Annotated in this window: 10 protein-coding genes and 1 pseudogene; 6 read left to right on the top strand and 5 right to left on the bottom strand. The window is 61.2% G+C overall.

What is annotated here, in order from left to right; genetic code table 11:
• Together LCF60_RS21980 and LCF60_RS21975 are read left to right on the top strand one after the other, a co-directional pair.
• Positions 1 to 126, top strand: a pseudogene (locus LCF60_RS21980) (class II histone deacetylase); the annotation flags it as partial.
• A gap of 188 nt (positions 127 to 314) precedes the next feature.
• Positions 315 to 1574, top strand: a complete 1260-nt coding sequence (locus tag LCF60_RS21975; RefSeq protein WP_292294683.1) for a site-specific integrase — start codon at positions 315 to 317, stop codon at positions 1572 to 1574.
• A gap of 88 nt (positions 1575 to 1662) precedes the next feature.
• On the opposite strand, the gene LCF60_RS21970 is transcribed toward LCF60_RS21975, so the two are convergent.
• Complete coding sequence (locus LCF60_RS21970) at positions 1663 to 2583, bottom strand: tetratricopeptide repeat protein (RefSeq protein ID WP_292294682.1); 921 nt, start codon at positions 2581 to 2583, stop codon at positions 1663 to 1665.
• Between the two features lie 224 nt (positions 2584 to 2807).
• On the opposite strand from LCF60_RS21970, the gene LCF60_RS21965 reads away from it, so the two are divergent.
• From LCF60_RS21965 to LCF60_RS21950, 4 genes are all read left to right on the top strand, one after another.
• Entirely contained in the window at positions 2808 to 3716 is a 909-nt protein-coding gene (locus LCF60_RS21965; RefSeq protein ID WP_292294681.1) for a restriction endonuclease, read from the top strand.
• 583 nt (positions 3717 to 4299) lie between these two features.
• Positions 4300 to 5493, top strand: coding sequence for a patatin-like phospholipase family protein (locus LCF60_RS21960; RefSeq protein ID WP_292294680.1), 1194 nt, complete (start codon positions 4300 to 4302; stop codon positions 5491 to 5493).
• Between the two features lie 75 nt (positions 5494 to 5568).
• A complete protein-coding gene (locus tag LCF60_RS21955) occupies positions 5569 to 6705 on the top strand; it encodes a hypothetical protein (RefSeq protein ID WP_292294679.1) in 1137 nt (378 codons plus the stop codon).
• Positions 6641 to 8944, top strand: a complete 2304-nt coding sequence (locus tag LCF60_RS21950) for a ThiF family adenylyltransferase (RefSeq protein ID WP_292294678.1) — start codon at positions 6641 to 6643, stop codon at positions 8942 to 8944. Before LCF60_RS21955 ends, LCF60_RS21950 begins: the two co-directional genes overlap by 65 nt.
• A 225-nt stretch (positions 8945 to 9169) precedes the next feature.
• On the opposite strand, the gene LCF60_RS21945 is transcribed toward LCF60_RS21950, so the two are convergent.
• The 4 genes from LCF60_RS21945 to LCF60_RS21930 all read right to left on the bottom strand — a co-directional run bounded on the left by LCF60_RS21945 (position 9170) and on the right by LCF60_RS21930 (position 11182).
• A complete protein-coding gene (locus LCF60_RS21945) occupies positions 9170 to 9907 on the bottom strand; it encodes a CPBP family intramembrane glutamic endopeptidase (protein WP_292294677.1) in 738 nt (245 codons plus the stop codon).
• A gap of 32 nt (positions 9908 to 9939) precedes the next feature.
• Complete coding sequence (locus LCF60_RS21940; RefSeq protein WP_292294676.1) at positions 9940 to 10548, bottom strand: TetR/AcrR family transcriptional regulator; 609 nt, start codon at positions 10546 to 10548, stop codon at positions 9940 to 9942.
• A gap of 290 nt (positions 10549 to 10838) precedes the next feature.
• Entirely contained in the window at positions 10839 to 10997 is a 159-nt protein-coding gene (locus LCF60_RS21935; RefSeq protein ID WP_292294675.1) for a hypothetical protein, read from the bottom strand.
• Complete coding sequence (locus tag LCF60_RS21930) at positions 10997 to 11182, bottom strand: hypothetical protein (RefSeq protein WP_292294674.1); 186 nt, start codon at positions 11180 to 11182, stop codon at positions 10997 to 10999. Before LCF60_RS21930 ends, LCF60_RS21935 begins: the two co-directional genes overlap by 1 nt.
• Between the last annotated feature and the right edge of the window lie 143 nt (positions 11183 to 11325).

Here is an 11325-nt window from a genome sequence, read left to right as displayed (position 1 = left end):
CCGCCCGGTCACCATTGCCTGCCGGACTGGCCCAACGGGTTCTGCCTGCTTGCCAACATCGCCATCGCCGTCGAGGCCGCCCTCGCAGAAGGCCGGGCCGGGCGCGTCGCGGTGCTCGACTGGGACGGCGATTAGCCACCCGCGAGCATCATCCAGCCTAATTTTACTGCGTACGATGCGCTACTTGGCGAGCGCGGTGATCCCCTATTACCCGCCCCACTAACGCGTTGGGGGTGACATGGTGATGACATTTTCTTCTTGCAACGCCAGCCGTGGTATCACATATGGGACGTGCATCACGAGGGAGACACCACATGACCAAGTCGAAGCGCGTCGCTGCCGAACGGATCGAGTTCAGCAAGAAGTTGCTCGCAAAGCAGGGGCCGCGCGACACCGCCTACACGGTCTGGGACGAAAACTATACGAGCCACGGAGCGCTGGGCATGCGTGTCGCACCGACGGGCGTCGCCACGCTCTTCCTGCAGTATCGCGCCGGTGAGGGCCGCTCGGCGAAGCAGGTGAAGCAGAAGCTCCGTCGGCTCGACGAGTTCCTCCTCAGCGACCAGACCATCTCCGACCTCCACCGGGAGGCCAGCCAGATCGTGCTGGACGCGCGCACCAGCGGCGGCGTGCCGAAGAAGCGCCAGACACCGACCTTCGCCGAGGTGGCCAAGGACTACCTCGCGATGCGCGCCGAGACGAAGCCCTACGCCCCCGGCGGTGCCGAGGCGGCTGCGCGTGCCGTGCGCCGAGCGAATGAGGTCTTCGGCTCGAAGAAGATCGGCGACGTCAAACGCGCCGACGTGCGCGCGGTGCTGAAACCGCTCAAGCCCCACGCGGCCGCCAAGACGCTCCGCATCCTGAACACGATCTTCAAGGAAGCGGTTCAAGAGCTGGAGCTGATCGAGAAGAACCCCTGCACGGGCATCCAGATCGAGGGGTCGGAATACATCCCGCGTGATGCTGTGATGACGAACGACGAGATGGGGCGCTTCTGGGCCGCGATCTCGGTTTGGCAGGCGGAGTGCCCGACCACCGCACACGCCCACCCCGAAGACCCCTGCGACGCCCTGCGCCTGATCGCGATCACGGGCCAGCGCAAGGGCGCGGTGCTCGGCATGCGCTGGCAGGACATCGACCTCGAGACCGGCGTGTGGACACAGGCGGCCGAGCGCACGAAGAACCGGAAGGCCTTTGCCGTCACGCTCGACGAAACAGCGCTGGCGATCCTGAAAGGCATCCGCGCGCGGCGCGACGCGGCCGGGCGTGTGAAGCGGGAGAGCGACTGGGTCTTCCCGTCGCGGACGCAGTCGGGGCACATCCAGTCCGTCGCCGGGACCTTCCGGCGGGTGCTCGAGCGCGCCGGTCTCGCGGATCACGGCTTCGTCGTGCACGACTTGCGAGCGACCTTCGCGACCGCACTGCTCGATGACGGGGAGACACCCAAGACGGTCGCCGCGCTGACGGGCCATAAGTCCGAGGCGATCCTGCTCAAGAGCTACAACCGCCGTCGCGAGACGCGCGAGGAGCTTCGGCAGGCCAGCTCGAAGGTTTCGCGGGCGTACACCGGCTGAGCCGGACAAAGAAAAGGCCCCGCTGAAGCGGGCCGGTCGGACGCGGTCGAGGGGCCACGGGCGCGCAGCAACCAGCGATGGCATGAGATCAATCGCAGTCCTGATATTCGGATGCCATGCAGACGCGGGCGCGGGCTTGGGCGTCGGCGACCTGTTCGCGGGTCATGTTGTTTGCCACACGTGAGCGCGCTTCTGCAGCGTCTTCACCTCCATTGGCGCTGGAGATATTGAACCACATATGTGCTGAAACGTAGTCCTCCGCCACGCCTTCGCCCTTGAAATAGATTAGTGCGAGATTGTACTGCGCGTGGGCATGCCCCTGCTCCGCCGCCGAGCGGTACCAGCGTGCGGCCTCGGCGTGGTCCTGCGGCACTCCCTCACCATTGTGATACATGAACCCGAGGCGGGCCTGCGCATCGGCAATCCCCTGCTCCGCCGCTAAGCGGTACCAGCGTACGGCCTCCGCGTATTGCTGCGTCACGCTCTCGCCATTGTGATACATGAACCCGAGGCGGGCCTGCGCATCGGCAATCCCCTGCTCCGCCGCCAAGCGGTACCAGCGTACGGCCTCTTCGTAGTCCTGCGTCACGCCGAAGCCATTGTGATACATGAACCCGAGGGCGTACTGCGCATCGGCATGCCCGTGCTCCGCCGCCAGGCGGGACCAGCGTGCGGCCGCAGCATAGTCCTGCGGCACTCCCTCGCCGTAGTAATACATTAGTCCGAGGGCGTACTGCGCATCGGCATGCCCGTGCTCCGCCGCCAGGCGGGACCAGCGTGCGGCTTCCGCATAGTCCTGCGTCACGCCTAAGCCTTCGTAATACATGTGCGCGAGATTGTACTGCGCTTTGGCATCTCCTTGCTCAGCGAGCGGACGCCAATTTTCGAGTGCTGTCTCGTAATCTCCGATCCTAGCTGCATCTTGACCGACATTGAAATCCTGCGCAGATGCAGGCGCGGCCAGAGCACCGCAGATCGCAAGCGCGGCCATTCGAAGAGATGTCGTCATGGAAACTCCTGCTGAGATCGGGTGACCTGCGTGAAGTCATTCTGATGCGAGCCTATTCTGGTTGCAACCTCGCACGGTATCGTATTGCAATCTGCCTCAGCACTCGGCTCGCGTATTCCGGTAGGGATGACTGAGAGTAGCGTCATGCTGGCGGAATATGCTATCGCGGGTTCAGTGGCGGGTAATCCGAACGCTGATTTCCGACCACGAGGATGATGCAAAAGATGATACCCGACTACCAAGAACTCATGCGGCCAGTCTTGGAAGCCGCCGAGGCGGAGCCGCGCAAGATTTCAGACGTAGTCGAAGAGTTGTCTGTCCGCTTCCAACTCTCGGAGGAGGAGCGTGCCGAACTGCTACCAAGCGGGAAACAGACGAGGATCGCAAACCGAGTTCACTGGGCGCGAAGCTATCTGAAACAGGCTGGCCTTGTATCGAACCCGAGACGCGGCTGGTACGAACTGACAGAGCAAGGACGATCAGCGCTCTCCGATGCGTCTGAAATCAACAGCAAGTATCTCGAGCAGTTCGACGAATTCCAAGACTTCAAGTCCCGCACGCGTGGCGGCGATACTGGCGAGGAACATCTAGCACCCGATGACAGCGAGACCCCGGACGAGAGCATCCAAGCGGCGCACAAGCGGCTGAACGCGGCGCTCGCTGCCAACCTTCTGGACTACGTGCGCAGCGCCTCACCCGCCTTCTTCGAGAGCCTGATTGTCGAGCTGCTCATCGCGATGGGATACGGAGGCAGCACCGAAGACGCTGGGCGCGCTCTGGGCCAGTCAGGCGACAACGGAGTAGACGGCGTAATCGACCAAGACCCCCTAGGGGTCGACCAGATTTATCTGCAGGCCAAGCGATACGGCGCAAACAATGTCGTCGGACCCGGCGACATCAGGGACTTCTACGGCGCGCTGAGCATCCACCGAGCGACGAAGGGCATCTTCGTGACCACGTCGGGCTTTACCAGCTCTGCCATTCAGACGGCCGCAAGTCTGGGATCGCGCATCGTGCTTATCGACGGACCGGAGCTGGCCAAGCTAATGATCCGGTACAATATCGGGTGTCGTGACAAGGACGTGCTTCATATCAAGCAGATTGATGAGGCGTATTTCGAGGAAGACGTCTAGGGACAAGGTGCCCCCGGTTCATGGAGCCAGATGATAAATCATCAGATGCCTCGCCGCCTCGGGACGTCGCATTGGCGGCGCGGGCGACAATCGAGCTATTCGATAACGGAGCCATAGCAAAGACGAGGGAGCGGCTTGCTGAAGTCGAAGCTACAGGCGACGAGCAAGGTGCCGCGTTCTGGCGCGCGCTGCTAGAGGAGGTTACGCGCCTCCATCTACAGCGTCACAAGTTCTGAGTGGTGTTGGGGCGTAGTTAGAGTTTGTCCCGGCCAGCATGCAGAAGGTGCAACATGACGGGCGGTAAGCAGTCATTTGCTGCGCGTGCAAGATATTGCGAGGTCCGTGCCAACAGCGGACATGTTCAAGCAGTCCCATCAATCAACGAAGCGGACATCTGGTCAGCCGCGAGCTGAGGGCATCGAGCGCTCACATCAGCGATGCTCGGTGTGGTGCGCGATGGCAGTCTCCGCCAACCGGAAGCTAACGAAAGCGCAGCGAACGGGCTATGCAACCAAAGGACTCTCAGATTGATCGAGGGCCAGAACGGGAGCGGATCAACTATTTGAACACGGAGTCGATCAAGATGCATGATCCATCGGAGCCGACCATTGCAATTAGCCTCTCCGGCGGCGGCGCCCGTGCAATTGCGTTTCACCTGGGCTGTTTGCGAGCACTGCATGATGCCGGGCTACTGGCCAAAACCGAAGTGCTGTCTTGTGTTTCGGGTGGATCGGTCATCGGTGCGATTTATGTGACCCACGATGGCGACTTCGAGAGCTTTGACGCAAGGGTGCGGGAACTGCTTCTGAAAGGCCTTGTTCGCCCGGCGTTTCGGACTGCGTTCACTTCGCGCGAGGGGGTGCGCGCCATCCTCTGCCGCGCTGGTCTTCTCACGCGGCGCCTGTCACGCTTTGCGTTGGCACCAGTGCGCTGGATCGTCTCCGGTGGATTCGCGCTGGCCGGCATTGCGCCTTCGGAACGGGTTGTGACGCATGTCCCGCGCCGTTATGCCAGTCGCACGACAATCCTTGCAGAAACCTTGGACGCTCTTCTGTTCGAGGGAAAGACGCTGAAGGATATCGGCGGCCGGAAACCGAAATTCGTGGCTGTTGCAGCCGAGCTGCGCACCGGGACCGCGTTCTATTTCAGTCCGGAAGAAAGTGGCAGCTGGCGCTTTGGGAAGATCAACCCCGACCGGATCCCTGTCGCGAGGGCGGTGGCGGCCTCGGCGGCCTATCCGCTGCTTCTGCCCGCGCTCGATGACGACTACATATTCAACAAATCCGACGGCAGCGCGCGCAGCGAGCGGGTGACGCTGACCGATGGCGGTATCTACGACAATCTGGGCCTCGCGCCCCTCTGGCCGGACCGCGATCCAGCGATCAGTGTCGCGATCCCGAAGCCGGACATCATCATCGCCTGCCGGGCGGGCTATGGGTTGCGCTTCGGCATGCCGACCGTCACGTTTCTGGGGCGGATGACGGCCAGCTTCTACACGACCCTGGACCGCGCGCAGAACGCGGCCCTGAAGCGGCTCTACGATCTGCAGGGCGCGGGAAAACTGCAGGCCATCGTGCTGCCCTATCTCGGCCAGGCAGACCACCGTCTCTCCTGTGCACCGAATGATCTGGTTAAACGCGAGGAGGTCGATGCCTATCCGACAGATTTTCGAGCCATGTCCGAGGAATGGATTGAGCGCCTGGCAAAGCGAGGGGCGCAAGTAACGCTGGCCGTACTTGAAGAACATCATCAGGAGCTCCTAGAAAACCAGAACTAACCAAGAACATCTATCTTGCAATATTTGTGATCATGCACATCTTGGGAGGAAGATGTTGTAGGAAAGAAATTTGAGATGACTAAACTGACATTTTTTCCGATTGGAAACGCCGATACATGCCTTGTTGAACTGCAGGACGGGCGACGCATGCTCGTCGACTTCGCTGATATGGCCGATAAGGATGATGAGGCCGACAAGCGCTGCGATCTGAGTGCGCTCCTGACTGAAGATTTCGAAGAAGCCGAGGCGGACGATTACCATGTCGTGGCTTTCACCCATCTCGATGACGATCACTGCCAAAGGGCCTCGGAGTATTTCTGGCTGGATCACGCCAAGGCGTATCAGGGCGACGATCGCAAAAAGATAGCCACGCTATGGGTGCCTGCAGGCGTCATTACTGAAGAAGGCCTGACGGGGGATGCTCGCGCCATTCGGCAGGAAGCCCGACATCGTCTGAGGCAAGGCGAAGGGATCGTCGTGTTCTCGCGCCCGGAGCGTTTGAAGGACTGGCTCGAAGACAACGATCTAACGGTCGAGGATCGTGCGGACTGTTTCGTCGACGCCGGTCAGCTGGTGCCGGGTCTCACGATCGCGGACGATGCGGTCGAGGCCTTCGCGCATTCTCCACACGCGACACGTACAGATGACAATGGACTTGAGGATCGTAATGGCGATTCACTCGTTTTCCAGATGCGGTTCCGCGAAGGGTCCTATGATACGGACGTCCTCTTTGCCGCGGATGTTGATCACGAAGTTCTGGCAGAGATTGTCGATATTACCAAGTATCACAAGAACGATGATCGTCTGCACTGGAATATCTACAAGCTTCCGCACCATTGTTCTTACACCGCCATAGGCCCCGAGAAGGGAACTAACAAAACGGCGGCGACGGATCAGATCCAATGGCTTTGCGAGGAACAGGGTGAAACTGCAGGCTATGTCGTTTCATCCAGCAATCCGATCCCCAAGAAAGGGTCGGAGGCCGACAAAGACGTGCAGCCGCCCCATCGACAGGCTGCCAACTATTACCGGGAAGACGTCGTCGAAAGCGACCATCTGTTGGTGACAATGGAGCACCCGAAATCGAGCGCACCAAAACCGATCGAGATCGAAATCGGACCGAAGGGGGCCTCCAAGAAGGCGCTCGGTGTTCCTGCGGCAGCGGCGCTGGTCGGCGGCGCGTCCGCACCGCGGGCCGGGAATGGCCGCTGATCTTGACGGGATTACCGGTGCGACATTTCAAGATGTCGCGGCCGACGCGCTGACGGATGATGGTCTGAAGGCGCTCGCGGACCTGGCTTCGAGAGACGGCTACGAAGGATGCACGCTAGTTAGTTGCCATCGCGATGATGGGGAGACAGAGGTCGTGGTCGTCGAGGTCTATGTCGAACTCGGGCAGGCGGCACGCGTCAACGATGTCCGCGAACGCGAGGCGGTGGCCGTTGTTACCGATCCGGAGCGGGCAATACCGTCCGTGTACCCGCTGCGCGCGGAATTTCCGCAGCATCTGCCGCATATGAACTTGAACTATCGGGGGCGACGGCGGTCCCTCTGCCTCTTCGATGCGCGGGCCGAAGATATCGTCCATCTCTATAACCCGGCCATGCTCATTGAACGGGTGCGCTGGTGGATGCAAAAGAGCGCCTTCGGCGAACTCCACGGGGTCGATCAACCCCTTGATCCCGCTCTCGCGCCGTCGTTTTGGAGCCTTGTTCTGCCGCCGGACTTCGATGCGACAACCAATACGTTCTATGCAGCACTGCCGCGCACGAACCACTTGATCTCACCGATCCTGCTCTGGCCATGGGACTCAGAGCTTGGCACAGATGTTCAGCAGTATGCATGTAGTCACATAGTGACCCAGCCGACAGCGCATGGCGCCATGATCGACCTTCCAGCTAATGTCGCGGAGCTCCTCGAGATTTATGCGGAACTGGACGTCGATCTCACGGGCGAGATCCGAAAGCTCTTTGACGGAGATCTGACCGACCCGAAGCTGCGCACGCGCATGCAGCGGAGCTTGCTCTTGCTGATCACCACACCTCTGACTGGTGCGGATGGAACAGTTGGCGCGAAGACGACGCGAGCTTTTCTCAGCCCTGATACTTCCTTGCTGGACGTAGGCAAGGCGTTGGGCATTGCCAGTGATGAAGGGGGCGCTATCGGGCGGTTGGTGGCTGTGCCAACCGATGAAGACGCACTCAAGGCGCAAAGACTGTTGCCGCTCAACGTGGTCGACGGGTTTACGCCAGAGATGGCGCGCACAACAAGCGGCCGTAGCGATGCGCCGAACCGAAAGCTAGTGGCCATTGGTGTCGGTGCGCTTGGCTCGCAATCGGTCTTGAACCTCGCCCGGATGGGACAATCGAAATGGGGCCTGATCGACCAGGATTTCGTCGCGCCGCACAACCTCGCACGTCATGCTGCTCCAGGGCATGCGATCGGCTGCTCCAAAAGTGAGGTTCTCGCGCAAGAGATCAACGGATTGTTCCAGAAGGAGGAGGCGATCGCGCTCCACGCCGGCATCGGTGGGGATGATACGCCAGACGACGTGCGTGCGGCGCTGTCCGAAGCTGAGCGCGTGATCGACTTCACCGCGTCCGTGCAGGCGGCCCGCTGGCTTGGCCATGACGCCGATATGCAGGCCCCGGTCAGTTCCTATTTCGTCAATCCAAGCGGCACGGCACTGGTGGCGCTACATGAAGGCGCGCAGCGGCAAGGGCGAGAAGGGGTCGTTGAGATGGCGTATTATGCGGCGCTCTCCGAGACCGAAGCACTCACTGACCATTTGGCAACGTCCGGACAGGTGCGGATCGGCAGCTGCCGGGATGTCAGCGTCACGATCCCTCAAAGCCGGATGGCCCTTATTGCCGGGCTCGCAGCAGCAGACATCCAGACGACACATACGCAGCCAGATGCGCAAGTGACGATCTGGTCGATCGAAGCTGATGGCAACGTATCAGTCGACCGGCGCACCGTGGACCCATTCCGAGATGTCACGCTGGGTGAATGGACAGTCATGGTTGCACCTCGTGTGATCGCCGAAATCGAAATCGCGCGCGGCGATGGCGCGGTGGAGACCGGTGGAATTCTTCTTGGCGGATTCGATTTGGATCGCCGTACCCTATATGTGACTGCAGCATTGCCATGCCCGTCTGACAGTAAAGCAGGCCGCTCCTACTTCGATCGTGGCGCACGGGGTGTTCAGGACGCGATCGCGGATGTTGAGCGTACGACCATGCGTCACATCACCTATATCGGAGAATGGCACACGCATCCCGCTGGCTCGACCAGCGCGCCAAGCAGTCTTGATCGTACCTTGCTCAACTGGGTCGCGGATCTCCGGCAGCTCTTTCTAATGCCGGGATTGCTGTTAATTCTCGGCGACGATGGTCTTCGTGTGATCGTTGAGAAGGCCGGGCTAGTCGAGGAGTCTATTCTCACGATTTAGGCAGGGAATGGATTGAGCGGATGAGGAAGTATCGGAAGCTCCGCGTTCGACCGACCAAGTCTGAGCGTCCGCTCTGGGGAAGCTGCGCTGCGGCATAGACAACCCAGACCTATGTCCAGTTGGGGCCGTCCTTGTCTTGCCTCGCGCCCCAGATCGTGCCGATGCTGCGCCGCATCCGAGATCCGCAGAGAGCCCGATGCGGCCCTCAAGAGAAACTTCTCTCGGTCACGAGCCGAGCGACCTCACACCCAGTTCGCCGGTCCGGGCATAGACCAGAACGACCGCAACAAGCGCAAGGACGAGATAGAGCCACATGCTTGAGTCGAACCAACTGTTTGGGTCGCGGAAGCCGGCGAAAAGCGCGAGATTCGAGGCGAGGTTCACTGTCAGGTGGATCAGGATCGCCGGCAGGATGGACCCGCCGGACAGAGTGTAGGCCGCGCCGATGATGACCGCATAGCACATCACGTGCCCGGCAAAGAGCGGCAGTGAAATCTGGGCGTGCGGAGAATCAATCGTCCAGAGCGGCAAGTGCCAGACCAGCCAGATCACGCCCACCAGCAAAGACGCCGCCAACCACCCGATGTGTTGGTTGAGATGCTCCTGCAAGACCCCACGCCAACCGAGTTCTTCGCCAAGTGGACCGAGGATCAGATTGAAGGCAACTGCCGTGGCGACGATGCCCAGACCGATGGGCGTGGCGTCCTCTGGTGCAGACGGACGCAGCAAAAGCAAAAAGGCGATCGGCGCGACCACCAGGATCCAGGCGGAGACCGGGATCGTCGAAATTGTCACTGCACGACCGAGAAGCGCAGTGAACTGGCCATCGTGCAGGCTCAGAATAATGGCGGCCAGCGACGGCCCCCAAACCATGACGAGCCAGAAAGGAAAGCCGATGAGGCTCTCTGGCGACCGGGCGCCGGGGAAAAGCACGATGCACGCAAAGCCCGCCAGCGAGATCACAAACGTCAAGCCAAGGAATTGAACGGGGATCATCAAGCCTGCGCCTCTTCTTGCAGTCCCGCGATAATCGGATCGAGGTCTGAGGGCGTTTTGAGCAGAGGAGCCAGAGCGCTGAGCGCGGTTGCCGCAAAACCGGCGGACTCAGGGCTTGACCAAAGGCCAAGGATTTCGCGGCGGTTTATATGCGCGTTGATCGTTAGGAAAAGTTCGGCGACGTGTTCGGGATTGCTGTCCGGTTTCACAAAGCCCTGCAGGCGGGCCGCGAGGGCATCGCGGAGTATTGCGGCAAAGGCCTCGTCAAGAGCGGACAGGTAATCCAGCTTTTCTTCCTTGCTGGCAAGGCCGGCAAGCACACCGCCATCGTTTCCAAGATGGCTCGACCCGGACTGGAGCAGTGCCACGATCGGTGGCGCCGTCGCGTCGTTCAACACCTCGGTGAGTTGCGTAACTTCGTCCTCGACGAGGGCGTCCAGGACAGCGCGCTTGTTGGCGAAATGGTGATACAGCCCGCCACGCGAGATGCCGCAGGCGAGTCGGATGTCTTCCATCTCAGTGGCCATAAGTCCGCGCTCGACAATGAGCTGGCGAGCGTTTTCAAGGATGTCTGATCTACGTTCGGTTTTGCTGAGTCTCTGTCTCATAGCCACCCTTTACCGACATATGTCGGTAAAGGCAATCCCGCTGACTTTGCGGCTCGATGAAGTGCGAAAATCCGACCTTGGCGGTGGAAAATGCGGGGGCGGCTTGGAACGCGATCTATGGGTTCGATCGTCACCAGATTTTGCACTCGCGGCGAATGGCGGCAATGAGGGCTGCGACCGCAGCATTCGGAGACCGTGCTCAAAGTCGGCTCTGGGCCGATCAGTCCATCGCTGAACCGTCGCCGTGGCTCAGCCTACCTACGCCTCGCGCTGCGCGGGGCCGACCCCGATCAGTGAACGGTGTAGCCCGGCGGCATCGGGTGCGTCGGCGCAGGTGTCTCGCGCTTGGCGTCCCAGTAGGCCTTCTGGATGCGCAGCCGCCGCAGCTGGGCGTCGTCCAGCCGCTGGCGGTCGGGCAGCTCAGGCGGGTCGTCGTCAGTGTCGGCCATCAGTTGTTCCGCGTCGGCATCTTCGTCGGGTGCGTCGGTCGCTTCACCCACGGGTTGCCTGACGGCTTCTTCGGGAACGGATGCCGGGCAAAGAGCGCCCGGCGCATGCGGCCAAGCTCGGCGACCAGCTCGCGGTGATCGGTTTCGAGGGTCCAAGGCTCCTCGTCGTCCTCGCGTCGCGTCATCAGTTGTCGCCGTGCTTGCTGGTCGGCGGCTGGTGCGTCGGGCGCGGCGGGTGGTTGGGGTAGCTCTCAGCCCTCTTCAGCGCCAGCTCGGTCAGGAGCCGGCCGTGATCCGTCTGTAGCTGCCGGCTGTCGGGCTTGCCGTC

The sequence above is a fragment of the Marivita sp. genome, from assembly GCF_020055635.1.
In the GTDB taxonomy this organism is placed as follows: Bacteria; Pseudomonadota; Alphaproteobacteria; order Rhodobacterales; family Rhodobacteraceae; genus Marivita.
The sequence above is the reverse complement of the archived record's forward strand: the minus strand, read 5'-3'. Positions and strand labels throughout refer to the sequence as shown.